11 protein-coding genes, 1 tRNA gene and 1 pseudogene are annotated in these 15,754 nt (G+C 63.0%); 10 read left to right on the top strand and 3 right to left on the bottom strand.

Annotated elements, in window-relative coordinates; all coding sequences use genetic code 11:
- Positions 1–31 precede the first annotated feature (31 nt).
- From DZK26_RS04350 to DZK26_RS04335, 4 genes are read left to right on the top strand one after another with little or no spacing between them, the layout of a single operon-like run.
- Positions 32–835 (top strand): hypothetical protein, encoded by an 804-nt coding sequence (locus tag DZK26_RS04350; RefSeq protein WP_116898943.1) that lies wholly within the window; start codon positions 32–34, stop codon positions 833–835.
- An 11-nt stretch (positions 836–846) separates the two neighbouring features.
- Complete coding sequence (locus DZK26_RS04345; RefSeq protein ID WP_116898944.1) at positions 847–1,863, top strand: hypothetical protein; 1,017 nt, start codon at positions 847–849, stop codon at positions 1,861–1,863.
- Between the two features lie 42 nt (positions 1,864–1,905).
- Entirely contained in the window at positions 1,906–3,849 is a 1,944-nt protein-coding gene (locus DZK26_RS04340; RefSeq protein WP_116898945.1) for a hypothetical protein, read from the top strand.
- Positions 3,850–3,852: 3 nt separating this feature from the next.
- On the top strand, positions 3,853–4,965 hold the full coding sequence (locus DZK26_RS04335) for a right-handed parallel beta-helix repeat-containing protein (protein ID WP_181918461.1): 1,113 nt from the start codon (positions 3,853–3,855) through the stop codon (positions 4,963–4,965).
- Between the two features lie 62 nt (positions 4,966–5,027).
- Here DZK26_RS04335 and DZK26_RS14500 read toward each other — a convergent pair whose 3' ends face one another.
- The 3 genes and pseudogenes from DZK26_RS14500 to DZK26_RS04320 form a co-directional block, all read right to left on the bottom strand.
- Positions 5,028–6,500 carry a DUF11 domain-containing protein gene (locus DZK26_RS14500; RefSeq protein ID WP_258870893.1) on the bottom strand — a complete coding sequence of 491 codons (1,473 nt, stop codon included), beginning with the start codon at positions 6,498–6,500 and terminating at the stop codon, positions 5,028–5,030.
- Positions 6,501–8,423: pseudogene (locus DZK26_RS14495) on the bottom strand (S8 family serine peptidase); the annotation flags it as partial.
- 228 nt (positions 8,424–8,651) lie between these two features.
- A tRNA-Arg gene (locus tag DZK26_RS04320) sits at positions 8,652–8,728 on the bottom strand.
- 118 nt (positions 8,729–8,846) lie between these two features.
- On the opposite strand from DZK26_RS04320, the gene DZK26_RS04315 reads away from it, so the two are divergent.
- From DZK26_RS04315 to DZK26_RS04290, 6 genes are all read left to right on the top strand, one after another.
- Positions 8,847–9,152: an EF-hand domain-containing protein gene (locus tag DZK26_RS04315; protein WP_258870892.1), complete on the top strand. Its 306-nt coding sequence runs from the start codon at positions 8,847–8,849 to the stop codon at positions 9,150–9,152.
- Between the two features lie 191 nt (positions 9,153–9,343).
- A complete protein-coding gene (locus DZK26_RS04310; protein ID WP_116898950.1) occupies positions 9,344–10,381 on the top strand; it encodes a DUF2235 domain-containing protein in 1,038 nt (345 codons plus the stop codon).
- Between the two features lie 74 nt (positions 10,382–10,455).
- Positions 10,456–11,310, top strand: a complete 855-nt coding sequence (locus DZK26_RS04305) for a glucosaminidase domain-containing protein (protein WP_181918462.1) — start codon at positions 10,456–10,458, stop codon at positions 11,308–11,310.
- Between the two features lie 5 nt (positions 11,311–11,315).
- Positions 11,316–12,371 carry a polysaccharide deacetylase family protein gene (locus DZK26_RS04300; RefSeq protein ID WP_181935611.1) on the top strand — a complete coding sequence of 352 codons (1,056 nt, stop codon included), beginning with the start codon at positions 11,316–11,318 and terminating at the stop codon, positions 12,369–12,371.
- Between the two features lie 37 nt (positions 12,372–12,408).
- A complete protein-coding gene (locus tag DZK26_RS04295) occupies positions 12,409–13,236 on the top strand; it encodes a zinc-dependent peptidase (RefSeq protein ID WP_220337232.1) in 828 nt (275 codons plus the stop codon).
- 259 nt (positions 13,237–13,495) lie between these two features.
- Positions 13,496–15,514 carry a S9 family peptidase gene (locus DZK26_RS04290; RefSeq protein WP_116898953.1) on the top strand — a complete coding sequence of 673 codons (2,019 nt, stop codon included), beginning with the start codon at positions 13,496–13,498 and terminating at the stop codon, positions 15,512–15,514.
- Positions 15,515–15,754: the final 240 nt, after the last annotated feature.

Raw genomic sequence — 15,754 nt, 5'->3', positions numbered from 1 at the left:
GGGAAGGTGCGGCCTGCAAGCTTCGGACCCCATGAGCGATATGAAGGGACGCACCTGCAAGACTCCGGTCCTCGGGCTCGCCCTGGCGGGCCTGCTCGGGGCGCCGGTGGTTCATGGCGCCGTGGCCAGTATCTGGTATTTGACCTTCGATCCGATCGATGCCGTGGTCGGCACCCAGGCGGGCCCGCAGGCCATCATCTCTTACGACCCCGGTACCGATTCGACCGCGCCGGTCCGGACGCTGACCGACGCGCCGGTGGAGATCGACGGTTTCGAGCGGCTCGATGCGGACCGGTACTACTTTTCCACCGACATGCACGTCGAACTCGACGGCATGGTGATCGCCCCCGGCGACATCGCTTTCAGCGACAGCGGAAACCTGTCCCTGGCCTTCGACGCCAGCGCCGAGGGTCTGCCGGCCGGGATCAACGTGGATGCCGTCGCCGTCGACGAAAACGAGGCGCTGGTTTTCTCGGTCGATACGCATGTCGAGTTGGGCGGCGGCGTATTCGAGGATGCCGATCTGATTCGCTACGACGGGAGCGCATTCGACCGGTTCTTCGATGGTAGCGCCGCCGGCTTTGCCGACAGCGCCGACATTGACGCGGCCACCGGGTTCTCGGACGGCCGAATGGCGGTCTCTACGGGCACCGGCGGGGAGATACAGCGCACGGCCTACCACCACGGCACCCTGCTGCTGGTCGACAGCGACGACACCTTCAGCAACATCGAATTCGACGCCGTTGCCGAAACCGGCACGACCGCCGACATCGTCTCCCTGAGCGCCGAGCCGGTCGGCGACACCATCTTTTCTGATCGATTCGAAGAAAGCTGAACGGAGTGGCCATGAACCACTGCAGAAATAGACGAACAGGCATTGCTGATCCCCATCCCGCCAAGCTGATCGCCATTCTGACGGCTCTCCTGGTTGTGCCAATGGCCCAGGCCGATGGGGGCGTGTTCGAGATCAACCAGACCTGTGCTGTGAACGGCGGCTGCTTTGTCGGTGATGACCCGGGCTTCCCGGTCGAGATCACCAAATCCGGCAGCTACGTCCTGACTGGCAATCTGGCTCCGCCGGCAGACATGGATGGTATCCAGATTACCGTAGATAATGTGTCCATCGATCTGGGCGGGTTTTCCGTACAAGGCGAGGTCGAGTGCAACGGCACTCCGGTCACCGGTTGCAATGATACTGATTTCAGCGTTGGCATAAACGGCGTCACTGCAAGCGGCGTGTCGGTAAGCGACGGGGTGGTATCGGGACATCCCGGCTTTGGGATCACGCTTGGGACACGTGCCTTTGTTGCCGGGGTCAGAGCGAGCGGAAATGCTGCCGATGGTGTGGCTGTTGATGAAGAGTCTTTGGTCAGGAACGTGATTGCCAGAAGAAACGGTGAAACTGGTATCGATGCAATGTCCGGGTCAAGAATAATTGATTCCATTGGGTACGGAAATACTGTGAACGGACTATCGACTGGAGTTAACGGAATCATTTCCGGCAGTGTGGGAAATGAGAACGGCGGCAATGGCATTGGCGCAGGCAGTAACTCGAAGGTCCTCGACAGCACCGCCAACCTCAATAGTGCGAATGGTGTACAAGTCCAGTCGGGAGGATTGTTGCGAGGTGTAACGGCCTCCGAAAACGGTCAGAGAGGCGCCTATCTTTTCAACTCCCGTAGCAATGTTGCCAACTCCAGCTTCATCGACAACACCGGGTTCGGAATCGAGTGTGAGTTCGGTGACAGCTCGGCGATTCGCGATGTGATCCTCGACCTGAACAACAGTGGCGGTGACCAATTTGGCGGGACATGCCTTTCGGTAGGAGCAACGCTCTGTTCAGGTGACCAGACCTGTCCATAGAGATGTTAGGACGACATCTCGCGCCCATGACGGGAGGATGCCATGAGCAACAAGACTCACAAAATCTGTACCGCGCTGGCAATCCTGTTCGGCGCAACCGTGTCTTCAGTGGCGGTTGCGGCCAACAATTGCACCACCGGCGCCAAGGCCGCCGCCCAGATCTGGAACGAGTATGGCGAGGTCATCAAGCCGCTCGGGTGCGCGGCCGGCGCGGCCGGCGCCAGTGTCCTTTCGGGCGGAGTCGCCCTGCCGGCTTCCGCAGCGACCTTTGCCACGTGCATGCGTAGGGCCAACACGGCTGACAAGGCCACGAAAGGCATGATCAAGGCCTGGAATGATCTCAACAAGAACGGGTGGGGAACGATCGGCAACCGCGACCTGCGCATGGGCGGCAGCTACGAGGGCGCCGTCCCGTCGGTCGCTACCCGCATGTGGATCATGAGCGCTCCGGTGACCGATCCGTTCGTGCGGCTTCGAGTAAAGAAACGTGACGGAGGCTGGAACAACGCTGCGTCCACGCGGGTAACCGTCTGCGCCTTTCCGCCCGAAGGGCCCGGGGTGGACGAGTCGGGCGAAAAGATCTGGTCGTATGAATTTGATAGCGGCAAGGACAATCAGGGCAAGGAGATTGAACGTGTATTCGCGGTGCCCGGCACGCTTCTGACTGTTGCTTTCAAGGGCAAGAGTGCAGCCAAGAACTTCAAATATGGGCTGGATCTGGAGCGGGTCGGCCACGTCGACCATGACGTGGTCATTGCCGGCGAGGCAAAGCCCGGCGCCACCAACTATGAGCTGGAAGCCTCCGGCGGGCTCGTCCAGGTGCAGGGCAACTTCCTGAACGGCTACAAGGCCACCATCGATGACGGTGACCGGGTGCGTTCCCACAAGGCCTGGGGCCGCGTCGGCGGCGGAAACGATGCCTATGCCGTCGCCGGTGATATCGAAAGACTCGAGCTCGAAGACGAATCTGCCGCCGAGGTGTTCGTCGACGGTGAACCCTGGAACGAGAGCGGAGCCGATCATTCGGTGGTCATCGACGGCGGCGGTGGTGACGGCGCAACCGAATATCGCATCGTCGCGGGCGACCGGATCGAGCAGGTAGACGGTCAGCTTGCCGGCCACACCGTGTCCGTTCAGGATCACGACCGAGTGCGAGGTGATACGGCAGAAGGCCGGGTGGCCGGCGGCGCCGACGGTTTCAGGGTCTACGGCGACATTGACTCGATCGAGCTCACCGAACCATCAGCGGCCGCGGTCTATGTCGACGGTGCGTTGCACGAGTCGAGTAGCGCGGAAAAGTCCTTGCCGGAGGCGGCACAGCAGTGGGTCGGAACCTACCGCGGACGCGCTGACGGACGCCGTGCGCGTCTGGTTGTCGAGAGCAACCGCAACGAGACCGCGCTGGAGATGAAGTTCGAGGATCTCGACCGCGGCACCGAACTGACGACACGCATTCCGGGCAGCCATTGGACCTCGGGCCCCGATCATGTGCTCGACAACCTGGTGTTTACCGGCGATGACAACAAGAAGCGATTCGGGCAACTCATCCTGCACAACGGCGGCGAGCACATCGCCGGCTACAGCCTGTGGAAGGACAATCGCTTCGGCGTGGCCTTCAGCCGCGACGGGTTCGAGGCCGCCGCAGGCTCCGGAGAGCGTGTTTCGTCGGTCGAGGACTGGTCCGGCCGCTACCGCGGTTTCGGCGACGGCCGCCGCGTCGAACTGATCCTGGACGTGGTGGGCGACTCCCTCGCGATCACCTGGCGCGGGCTGGACCGCGACGTTGAATTCACGGGCGAGATCGTGATGCTCGATGAGGGCAATGCACCGGACCACGTAATCGAAAGCGTGGAACTGACCTCGCCCGACGGCAGCAGTAAGCAGATCGGCCATCTCTACCTGCACACCTGGGACGACCATTACATCTCGGGCAATACCGTCTGGAAGGGCAAGCCCTACGGTGTGCAGTTCGTGCGCGTGGAGTGAATGATGTTCAGACTACTGGCGTTTCCTGTGTTTTTGATGGTGATACTGGTTTCGGTGAACGCGGTAGGCGATGAAGGCGTATTCGAGATCAACCAGGCCTGCGCCGAGGGCGACGGCTGCTTCAGTGGCGACTCACCCGGGTTTCCGGTCCAAATTCCGGAGTCGGGCAGTTATGTGCTGACCAGCGGGCTGAACGTGCCCGCTGCAACTAATGGTCTGGACCTTTCGACCGGCAATGTGACCATAGACCTCAATGGCTTCGCCATCATCGGGCCTGAGACCTGCAACGGCACACCGGTGACCGATTGCAGCGGAGATTCGTCGGAAGCCGGCATTCGCGGACCCATTGCCACCGATGTGACGGTCCGTAATGGCAAGGTGTCCGGAGTGCCCGGCATGGGGATCTATCTCGATGATCGTGCGGAAGTTCTCAATGTGCGCGTTTACGAGAACGGGAGTGCCGGCATCAATCTGGGAGCCGATTCCACGGCACGCGGTGTGTCTGCGCGCCGTAACGGCAACACCGGGATCTTCCTGGGTCCGGGGTCCACAGCGCGTGATATCCGGGCCAGCGGTAACGGACTCGATGGAGTCAATGGCGACCAGGGACTGATCCTGAGTCAATCCATTGCGCGCAACAACAGCAGGGACGGCATCAGTGCCTCCGATGGTTCCTCCGTCCGGAACTCAGTGGCGAAAGGTAATGGCAACGATGGTGTCTTTATCCTGGGCGGCAACAGCTCAATCAAGAACACGAGAGCGCTCGGAAACGGCAAGGACGGCTTCCGAGTCTTCGGCTCGCAAAGTGTAGTGGTCGACAGTGTGGCTGACGGCAACGGCGAGGGAGGTATTGATATCGATTCCGGCGGCTTAGTGCGCGGATCCAGCGTCACGGACAATACCGGCAACGGCATCTTCCTCCGGGGTGGGAACAGCAGCGTGATCGACAGTACGGTGAATAATAACGGTGATGACGGCATCGACTGCGATCCTGATAATGCCGATGCAGTGGCGTCCGGCGTGAAAGGAAACGTCCTGATCGGCAACGCCTCCCTTGCACTCAAGGGCTGTACCGAGATAGGCACCAATCTTTGCGGCGGCGGTACTTCCTGCTGAATGAGCGTTCCCGCATGGCCCGGCCCCGGATCGCACCGGGACCGGGCGTTACGGATCGATGCCTATTCGCCGTCTGCCTCGAAGCGGTCCCAGAAGATACCCGATAGCGCCTCGAAGGTGGCCCAGGCCTCGATGCTTTCGGTATCGCTCTCCAGGGTGGCTTCGTTGATGATGGGCCCGAGTGGCTCATCGTCCACGGTGGCCTGGAAGCTGAATTGTCGCCTTTGGGCGTTGCCGGTTACGACCAGTTCATCACCTTCGGCCGGCCGGTTGCCGCTGCCGTTAAAGAACCAGCTTTCGCCGATTTCGCCGGTTGAGTCTTCAACGCCGACGGTGGCAGACGACCATTCCGTGCCACCGCTGTTCCACACCATGGGTCCGTAGACGAACCAGATGTTGTCGGTGCCCGCCTGGATCCAGATCTGGAAGGTGAATCGGACATCAGGCAGTCCCCAGTCGGAATGTATGGGCGCATTCTCCCATTCGAAGACATGAAAATCGTCTGATTCGCCTTCCAGCGTCGCCATGTACCACTGACCAGAGTCCGTGAGATCGAGGTCCGTCCAGAGTGGCGCCAGCAGGTTGTTGGGTGGCTCGGGATCGGGCATGTCGAGATTCGACCAGCTACTGGCGATACCGCTATCGTCGCCGACCTCGATGGTGCCGTTGATCGACATGATCGCCTGGGTGTAGTGCTCGCCCATGTAGAAGAAGTCGAGCCCCGAAAAGATGAAACCGCCCTCGTCGCAATTGTTCGGGCAGCCCAGAGGCGTGACGTCAAGGTCGCCCAGAGGGAGGTAGCCGAAGGGGCTGGTGCCGGAACTGATCTCGAGGGCTGCCCCCGCGAACTCGCCGCTCCAGGCCAGTGTGTTGGTGCCGGCCTCGAATGTCAGATCGCCGGTGGCCGAACCGGGCACGAAGCTGATTCCGGCGGGCAGGGGGTCGGTCAGCGTGTAGTTGCCGGCGCTCACCGGGGCGGCGGTGAGATCGTATGTCAGTGTCGCACCGCGTTCGGCGCTCGAACGATCGACGGTCTTGGACAGCTCTGACGGCGAGCTGCCGATCTGCAGGAAGGCGGCCACCGGCAGGTTGAAGTCCGGGGCGTCGCCGTCGGTGTTGGTCAGCACCACCCGGCCGTGATTCCAGGTTTCCCGGTCGCCAAGGCTGAGATCGAGTTCAATGGTGAGATCCACGGTCTCGCCGGCATCCAGACTGAAACTCTGGGGTGAAATGGTCGCATCGCCGACGCCGATGTAGGTCGCTTCCCAGGTCCGGGTGTCGAGTGCTGAACTGCGCAGCGTGCGGGTCCACGAGCACGTCCGGTTGCACTCGCTGTCGGTGAGACTGGCCAGGTTCAGGGTGCGCGGGTCGCCGCCGCTTGCCGGGTTGGCGGCCTCGAAGCCGGAAACGGTTTCATTGAGAACCAGTCGGCTGATCGATGCCCTGGAGAGCTCGATTCGGCCACCGCCGATGTCGAAGGGATCGGCGTCGGCCCCGGTTTCCTTGCGCAGGGTTTCCCATTGCCCGGTGCCCATCAGGGCCGAGTGGAGCTCGGCCACGGTCCAGCCGGGATTGCTGGCGCGCAACAATGCCGCCGCGCCGGCGGTATGGGGGCTGGCCATGGAGGTGCCGCTGATGATGTTGTAGGTTACCGGATCGCCGGTGCCCGGGTCGCCATCCACACGCCACGCCGAAAGAATGCTCTGGCCCGGCGCGGATACATCGGGTTTGAGTACATCGACCTCGCCCGGTCCGCGTGAGCTGAAAGTGCTCATGATGTCGCCCAGGGCATTGTCGGTGGTCACGGCCACGGTCGTCGGATGCAGGGTGGCCTGGGGATCGGCAATGCCACTCATGGCGGTGCGGACATCCTGGCCGTCGGACAGGGAAATCATGACTGCCGGAATGGTGGTGTCTCCCAGTCCGCCCATTGTGATGGGTGAGCCCGCCTGGTTGTTGACGACGATTACGCCGACGGCTCCGGCATCATCGGCATTATTGACCTTGTCGGCAAAGGCGCAGGTGCCGCGGTCGACCAGGGCAATGGCGCCGGTGAACGTGCCGGGCGGGAAGGAAGTGCAGCCATTGCCGTTTCCGGTGTCAGCCTCGGCGGCGTCGATCAAATCGGCGGAAATGTCGGCGGTGATTTCCGGACCGGTCCCGGGTACGGCGGCAATATCCTGGATGCCGGCGGCATCGACCACAGTGCTTATATCGACGGAGCGGTTGTGGGTGCTGCTGCCGACCGAGATCACCCAGGGCGGTTCCGGCCCCACGGTGCCCGGTCTTGGCCCGGAGTTGCCGGCCGAACGCACGTAGACGACGCCGGCTTCGACAGCCCCGAGGTAGGCCTGCTGTTTGGTCCCTTCGAACACGTCGCCGCCGATGCCGATGGACTCGTTGATGACATGGACGCCGTCGGCAATGGCCTACTCGACCGCTGCCACCACATCCACCGTCCTGCAGCTATCAATGCAGACGTCGTAACTGATCAGGTTGGCCCGGTGCGCCACGCCCGAGATGCGGGGCTGGTAGTCGAAGAACGCGGCATCCACGACATTGCCGGCCGCGGTGGCCGCGACATGTGAGCCGTGTCCGTTGCTGTCCTCGGGTCCGTCGCCCTCCCCGGTAAAGTCCCAGGCGCCGATGAGCTTGTTGTTGCACTCGAACGCCGGATCGAAATCGGGATGGGCCGGATCGCACCAGCCGACAAACTGATCGGTGCCGAACGGGTTGGTATGAGTATAGCCATCGGCGTCGGTTTCGGCGAAGGAGGGATGCTGCATGTTGATGCCGGTATCGACAATCCCGATGATCACGCCCTCGCCCCTGCTGCCGGTCATGCCCGGGACCGCACTGCCGTCCCAGATGTCAGGTGCATTGATCCACTCGGGGCCGGCATCGGTATTCGGTGCGGCTGCGTAGTTGCGTTCGACGTGCGCGACCGAATCCAGTCTGGACACCTCGCGCGCCTCGTCGGGACTCAGGCGCACGGCGACGGCGTTGACGGTGATTCGGAAGCGTCGCTTGAGCGCCACATTCCGGCTGACCCGCTCTCCGATGGCCTGGAGGTGCCGGTCCTGGGTCTGTTCGAGTTCCTCGAGGACGGCTTGCGACGCCGGTGCATCGACCTGCAGACGACCCGTTTGCCCGCGTGTCGCCGTGGATCTCATCGCAAGGGGCTGTTCGGTGAAGCGAACGAGATAGCTGGCTTGCCCGCGCTCATCGAGGGGTTCGGGAACGATCCCTCCGCGAGTGGCGCGCGCCTTCGGCGCATCGGTAATCGGTCGGTCCTGGATCGGCGCGGCCGCGGCAAGTGGTGTGGCGGACGGCTGTTCCGGCGCCAGTTGCGGCCGGTCCTGGGCCAGGCTCTGCTGCGCAGCGAGCAGGCATGCGATGGCGATCAGGTTGATAAGCGGGGCTGAAAAGCCGCGAGTGGCGGGCGATGAAGTAGGCATGTCTCGACTTCCCGATGGAATGAGCTTGGGCGCGGAGGGACTGCCATTCGCCTATACGGGGAGAGGCGGCCATCCGGACCATTCTTCCCCCAGGATTGTCAAGTCTATGCAGCGGCCTGCGGCGGGTCAACTTGGAAGGTTCGAATCCTGAGGTGATTCTGCGGTTTGATCGCCTGTGGCTAACGAGACCTGCGGTTCACTCATAAGTCGCCGAGAGGCTGGAAGAACTGGCGCGCCCGGGAGGACTCGAACCCCCAACCCTCAGGTTCGAAGCCTGATGCTCTATCCAGTTGAGCTACGGGCGCGTCCATGCTTATGCTACTCAACTTAAGCGGCGTTATCCAGACTGAATAGACAGCTCCGGCGAACAAAGCCAGTTCACAACGGCGACTCCCGGCCATTTACCTCGTTCTTGCACCAAAAGTGCCTCCATCGGGGGAAACGGTTCAATCATTCGGTGTTATCTTTTCCCCGAGATCGTCCCGCACTGAATTACGGAGCAAAACAGGCATGAAACGCGAAGAACTGGTCGACGCGATGTTCAAGGAAGTCGACACCAACGGCGACGGCGTGCTCTCGCGCGGCGAATTCGTTGAGCTGGTGCGCTGCCTGACCGGCGAGCACGGCGTAGGCGTGAGCTCGAAAATCTTCGACGAGTTCGATGCCAACCACGACGGCGTGATTTCGCGCGATGAAGCGTTGGAAATGATCATCGAATACGCCCTTTAGCTATATCCCTGTCGTCCCGGAAACCGCATAGCGGTTATCCGGGACCCCGCAGTTTGCCGTCGGCAGTCAGTCGGACCTTGCTGATACCCAGCGTGCGAGGTCCCGGCTCAAGGCCGGGACGACAACTTGGCGTGAATTGAAGGTTCGGTTGCGCACCAGTAGCATCGCTCCGGGGAATCGGGGATTGGGTCATGAAGCGCATCGTCATCTGCTGTGACGGCACCTGGAGTTCGGCCGATCGAAAGCGCAACGGTGAGTCGGCGCCTACGAACGTGGTGCGGCTGGCCGAAGTGGTTGCCGGGACCGATTCGCTGGGTGTCGAGCAGCGTGTGTACTACGGGCCGGGCGTGGGCAGCGACGGCAGTTGGCTGTACCGCTGGTTTGCCGGCGCCACCGGCTGGGGCCTGTCGGACAACCTCAAGGATGCCTATCGCTTCGCGGTCAAGCACTACCAGCCCGGTGATGAATTGTTCCTGTTCGGCTATAGCCGCGGCGCCTTCACCGTACGAAGCCTCGCCGGCATGATCCACAACGCCGGCATTCTCAGGCACGAATTCGCCGATCGCGTCGACGCGGCTTTCGATCTGTACAAGTCGCGCTCGCCGCTCAAGCATCCGGATGCAGCAAAGGCCGTCCGGTTTCGCGAACGTTTCACCTGGGGACACCGGACGCCGATTCAATTCATCGGCGTGTGGGATACCGTTGGCGCACTGGGTAACCCGCTGTTGTTGCACAAGAGTCCGCTCAGCCGCCGCGTGCAGTTCCACGACACCCGGCTCGGGCCGAATGTGCGCTGTGCGTACCACGCCCTGGCCATCGACGAGAAGCGCCGGCACTTCCAGGCCACGCGCTGGCGGCGTCATCCCGACGCCGGTGAGCAGATCATGGAGCAGCGATGGTTCGTGGGCGTGCACGGCGATGTCGGAGGTGGTAGCCCCAACGATGGGCTATCCGACATCACCTTCGACTGGATGATGCGGCAGGCACGTCAGTGCGGGCTGGCGTTCGACACGGTTTCGACAGAACCCGATGTCTTCCAGGGCCCGGCGCGCAGCCGCCGCGGCCTGTTCCGGCTGATTCCGCGCTGGCATCGACCGATCGCCGACGAGCCGCCCAGGCACTCCGGCGAAATCGTGGACGCCAGCGCGGAGCGGCGGTGGCAGGACGACTCCGAGTATCATCCCCCCAACCTGGCCGATTTCTTCCGGCGGCATAGCGAGTCGTCGTAAAGAACAACGCCTGCCTTCCCGGCAATCACCCGTCCTTAACGATGAGTTTCACCGCTTGGTGGCAAACTATGGGCATGACTGACGAGACAACACGGAACGAAGAATCATCCAGAAGGCTGATCGACCGACTGCCGCCGCAGTGGGGCGGCGAAGGTGCGGCGCTTGTCGCCATGGCGCTGGTTGCGCTCTACGCCCTGTTCGGTCCGGAACCGGAAACCCTGCCCGATTTCACCGGCATCGAGCGGGCCGATGCACGCAAGGAGGCCTTTTTCGAATTCCTGACGCCGATCGTCGAAAGCGAGAACCAGCGTGTGCTCGAGCAGCGTCGCAAGCTGCTCGAGATCGCCCCGGAGGTCGAGGACGGTCAATCGCTGCCCCTGTTCGATCGGCACTGGATGCGCAAGCTGGCCGCCGAGTACGAACTGGCCTGGCCGGGCGACTCGCGCGAGGAGACCCTGTCGCTGTTGCTGCGACGCGTCGACATGGTGCCGACGCCGTTGGCGCTGGTGCAGGCCGCCAAGGAGTCGGGCTGGGGCCGGTCACGGTTTGCCCGGTTGGGCAACAACCTGTTCGGCCACTGGTGCTACGTTCGCGGTTGCGGCATCGTTCCCTCCCGGCGCAATACCGACGCCGCGCACGAAGTGGCCGCGTTCGATTCCGTGCGCCATTCGGTCCGGCGATATATCAACAATCTCAATACCCATCGCTCCTACCTGCCGCTGCGACGCATTCGGGAGGCGGAGCGGGAAGCGGAGATACGGCCGCGCGCGCTGGCGCTGGCCGACGGCCTGATTCGCTACTCCGAGCGCCGCGAGGCCTACGTCGAGGAGATCAAGCTGATCATTCGCGCCAACCGCGATTTGATCGGGCAGGTTACCGACGAGACTTCGGGCGCGACGGCCGCGGCGGCCTCCGCCGGAGGAGCATGAGCATAATGCGATGGCTTGCCGTGATCGCCTTGCTGGCAGGCTGCGTGCCGGCCGATTCGGCCCAGGACCGGCACGGCGTGATCCTGCTCTACCACCACGTCAGCGACGAAACGCCGCCGTCGACCAGCGTTACGCCCGAACGCTTCGAGGCGCATCTCGACTACCTGGACCAACATGATTTCGAAATCTGGCCCTTGGAGCGGCTGTTGACCGCGACCATCGACGGCGAGGAGGCGGTGCCGGACAAGGTGGTCGCGATCACCTTCGACGACGCCTACGAGTCGGTCTATACGGAGGCCTGGCCGGAACTGCGAGAGCGCGGCTGGCCGTTTGCCGTGTTCGTCAACACCGATGCCGTCGATGCCGGCCATTCGCCCTACATGGACTGGGAGCAGTTGCGGACGCTGCACGAGGACGGCGTGACCATCGGTAACCACAGCGCCAGCCATGGCCACCTGATCGCGCGGCGCGACGGCGAGCGCGAATCGGACTGGGAGAAACGGGTGGAAGCCGATATTGAACGCGCGGACCGCGGTATTTCGGAGGAAATCGGTGTTGAGCCGGTTGTCTTCGCTTATCCCTATGGTGAGGATTCGGCCGCGCTGGCGGAAGTGGTTGGCGATCAGCATGAATTCGCCCTGGCGCAGCGCTCGGGCGCGGTCGGCGAATACACCGATCCGTTGTCGGTGCCGCGCTTTCCGATGGCCAGTGGCTTCGACGGCATGGATCGCTTCGCCCTGGCGGTCAACGCACGCCCACTGCCGGTGATCGATTCCGAGCCGTCGCCACCGGGCGACGGCGTGCGCGAACCGGTCGAGTCGCTGCGGCTGAAACTGGCCGACGGCGGCTACCGCCATGGGCAGATCGCATGCTTCTCCGGCGGCGGTGAGCGACTCAACGTGGCCTTGGAAGAAGGACCGCCGCATCGGCTCGATATCACGATCGGTGGACGCGGCTCGACCGGCCGCAAAAAGATCAACTGCACCGCGCCGGCCGCCGACGGCAGCGGCGACTATTTCTGGTATTCCTTCCAGTGGGTACAGGATGCCGTGCGTGATTGATTGCGATTCCGGATGTCTGGATTGAAGGCGTGAGTCGATGGAGATTCTGCTCGTTGTCGCGCTGGTCGGTGTCGCCTGGTGGCTGTGGGGTCGCTGGAAGCGTCACCGACGCGGCCGGATTGCCGAGCGTCCACTGCCGGCCGAGTGGCGCGAAATCCTCGAACGCAACGTGCCGCTCTACCGTGGCTTGCCCGAGGATCTGAAGGAAGAACTGCATGGTCACATCCAGCTGTTCCTGCACGACAAGACCTTCGAGGGCTTCCGCGGTCTCGAGGTGACCGACGAGATGCGCGTGACTATTGCCGGCAATGCCTGCATTCTTCTGCTCAACCGGCCGCACGATGAGTACGCCAACTTCTCGACGATCTATCTCTACCCCAGCACCTTCGTGTCGGAGCACACCAGCTACGACGGCCTGGTGCAGTCGGTGGGGCCCTCCGCCCGTCTGGGGGAATCCTGGCACCGGGGGCCGGTGGTGCTGTCCTGGGACTCCGCCCTCGCCGGCAGCCGCGACATCAAGGACGGTCACAACGTAATCCTGCACGAGTTCGCCCACAAGCTCGACGGCGCCGACGGTTCGATCGACGGCGCGCCGATCCTGCACCAGCGCTCGCAATACGTGAGCTGGGCGCGGGTGATGAAGCGCGAATTCGAGCAACTCAGGCACGAGGCCGGTGAAGGCACGCGTGAGTTGCTGGACCATTACGGCGCCACCGCGCCGGAGGAATTCTTCGCCGTGCTGGTCGAGACGTTTTACGAAAAGCCCCGCCAGCTCCAGCGCGAGCACCCGGACTTGTACGAGGAAATGCAGAAGTGCTTCAAGGTCGATCCGGTTGAATGGCACGAGGCCGTTCGCGACCGCTGAATTTTCTGTCGTTTCGGAAATCGCTTTCCCTGTCGTCCCGGAAATCGCGCGAGCGATTATCCGGGACCTCGCAAACTGTATTTCGGCACGGCCTTGGTCAGTGACTATCGATGGGTGGGAGGTCCCGGATAACGGCTTTCGCCGTTTCCGGGACGTCAGGAAAGCGGCTTGCCGGGGCGACAGAGGGGTGTGCTCACCGAAGCGTGTCCGTCGTATGATGTTCGCCTGCTTTTGAAACCGATCCACAGGAAATTTGCCGATGAAACGCCTTGTCTCCGTTGTGCTGCTCGTTTGCCTGCTGCCGTTGCCGGCCCTGGCCGCGCCCTTCGCGCTCGAAGATTTGTTCGCGATGGAATGGGCCTCCGATCCGCAGATTGCGCCCGATGGTGAGGAAGTGGTCTACGTGCGCAACTTTGCCGATCGCCAGTCCGATCGCTGGCGATCCAATCTCTGGCACATGGACGCCGACGGCGATGACCACCGGCCCCTGACGAGCGGCATGCAGCGCGACCTGTCGCCGCGGTTCTCGCCCGACGGCGAGCGCGTGGCCTTCGTGCGTGCCGGTGAAGGCGGGGCGCAACTCCACATCCTGTGGCTGGAGACGGGCCAGTCCACGCAGCTGTCGCAGTTGCCGGCGGCACCCTCGGGCATCGCCTGGTCGCCCGACGGACGTTACCTGGCCTTCAGCATGCTGGTCGAGACCCCGAAAGAACCGATGGTGAAATTGCCGCGCAAGCCCGAGGGCGCCGACTGGGCCGAGCCAGCGAAAGTGATCGACCGGCTGCACTACCGACAGGACGGAGCCGGCTATCTCAAGCCCGGCGATCGACACCTGTTCGTGATCGCCGCCGACGGTGGTGCGCCGCGCCAGCTCACCGAAGGCGAACTCGACCACGGCAGTAACCCGGCATGGACGCCTGACGGCGAGTCGCTGATCTTCGCCGCCAACCTTGCCGAGGATGCCGAACGCGAACCGGTCCGCTCCCATCTGCATCGTCTCGATATCGACTCGGGCGAGATCGAGCAGGTCACCGAGGGCGAAGTCAGCCACGGCTCGCCGGTGGTTTCACCCGACGGGCGCTACATCGCGTTCACCGGTTTCGACGACGAGCGCATGAGTTACCACATGTCGCGGCTCTATGTAATGGACCGCGATACCGGCGACTACGAGCAACTGCTGGCCGATCTCGACCGGCCCGTCGTCCAGCCTGTCTGGGATCGGCGCTCGCGCGGGCTTTATTTCCGATATACCAGCGAGGGCGTGACCCGACTGGGTTATACCGATCTCGGCGGCGACATGCGCGAACTGGCGGCCGACATGGGCGGGGTCTCCAACAGCCGGCCCTACGGCTCGGGCAGCTTCTCGGTCAGCGAGAACGGTACCTACACGTTCCCGATCACCGACGTGACACATCCGGCCGACGTGGCGGTTGGACGCGACGGCGATAACCAGCGCCTGACCGATATCAACGGCGTGCTATTCGCCGGGCGCGATATCGCCGACGCCGAGGAAATCTGGGTGGAATCGAGCCACGACGGCCGGCGTATCCAGGCCTGGCTGGTCAAGCCCGCCGATTTCGATCCGGACAAGCAGTACCCGCTCATCCTGGAAATTCACGGCGGCCCGCACGCCGACTATGGCCCGCGCTTCGCCTCGGAGATGCAGCTGTTCGCTTCGGCCGGCTACCTGGTGCTCTACGTCAACCCGCGTGGTTCGACCAGCTACGGCGAGGAATTCGCGCAGCTGATCCACCACGCCTATCCTTCGCAGGACCACGACGACCTGATGAGCGCGGTCGATGCCGTCGAAGGTCGCGATTACGTCGATTCCGACCGGCTCTACATCACCGGCGGTAGCGGCGGCGGGGTGCTTTCCGCCTGGGCGATCAGCAAGACCGACCGCTTCCGGGCTGCCGTGGTGGCCAAGCCGGTGATCAACTGGTTCAGCTTCGCGCTGTACGCCGATGCCTCGGCGTTTTTCTCGAAGTACTGGTTTCCGGCCATGCCCTGGGAAGACCCGGAGCACTACATGGACTACTCGCCGATCTCGCGCGTGGGTGAGGTCAACACGCCCACCATGCTGCTCACCGGCGAGGCCGACTACCGCACCCCCATGCCGGAATCCGAGCAGTACTACCAGGCACTCAAGCTGCGCGATGTGCCGGCGGCGCTCGTGCGCATTCCCGACAGTTCGCACAGCCTGAGCAACCGGCCGACACAGTTGATGAGCAAGGTGGCGCATATCCTGGCGTGGTTCGAACGCTATAGCGGGGAGTGACGCCGGAGCGGTCACTCGGTGCGCTCCGCTTCTTTGTGGGGCGCACTTGCTTTGGGTGCCATCGGTTGGTTATTGGCGTCACCGCCCGCGGTGCGGGCTTCGACAAGTCAACTTCTGTTTCGCCCGGCGCGCTTCGCGCGCTCTTGCGGTGGCTTCTTCAATGCCTTGTCGGCAAATAGCTCGTTGCCCCGAGGTCGCTGTGCGGGCTTCGACAAGTCAAAATATATTCCGCCCGCCTGC

Origin of the sequence: Wenzhouxiangella sp. 15190, assembly GCF_003417465.1 — a bacterium.
In the GTDB taxonomy this organism is placed as follows: domain Bacteria; phylum Pseudomonadota; class Gammaproteobacteria; order Xanthomonadales; family Wenzhouxiangellaceae; genus Wenzhouxiangella.
This window is presented reverse-complemented; position numbering and strand designations above follow the sequence as displayed.

Bases quoted from the DNA above. Each gene is read 5' to 3' on its own strand.
- DZK26_RS04345 (WP_116898944.1), top strand. From the start codon at position 847: ATGAACCACTGCAGAAATAGACGAACAGGCATTGCTGATCCCCATCCC.
- DZK26_RS04310 (WP_116898950.1), top strand. From the start codon at position 9,344: ATGAAGCGCATCGTCATCTGCTGTGACGGCACCTGGAGTTCGGCCGAT.
- DZK26_RS04300 (WP_181935611.1), top strand. From the start codon at position 11,316: ATGCGATGGCTTGCCGTGATCGCCTTGCTGGCAGGCTGCGTGCCGGCC.
- DZK26_RS04305 (WP_181918462.1), top strand. From the start codon at position 10,456: ATGACTGACGAGACAACACGGAACGAAGAATCATCCAGAAGGCTGATC.
- DZK26_RS04335 (WP_181918461.1), top strand. From the start codon at position 3,853: ATGTTCAGACTACTGGCGTTTCCTGTGTTTTTGATGGTGATACTGGTT.
- DZK26_RS04290 (WP_116898953.1), top strand. From the start codon at position 13,496: ATGAAACGCCTTGTCTCCGTTGTGCTGCTCGTTTGCCTGCTGCCGTTG.
- DZK26_RS04340 (WP_116898945.1), top strand. From the start codon at position 1,906: ATGAGCAACAAGACTCACAAAATCTGTACCGCGCTGGCAATCCTGTTC.
- DZK26_RS04295 (WP_220337232.1), top strand. From the start codon at position 12,409: ATGGAGATTCTGCTCGTTGTCGCGCTGGTCGGTGTCGCCTGGTGGCTG.
- DZK26_RS14500 (WP_258870893.1), bottom strand. From the start codon at position 6,500: ATGGGCACCGGGCAATGGGAAACCCTGCGCAAGGAAACCGGGGCCGAC.
- DZK26_RS04350 (WP_116898943.1), top strand. From the start codon at position 32: ATGAGCGATATGAAGGGACGCACCTGCAAGACTCCGGTCCTCGGGCTC.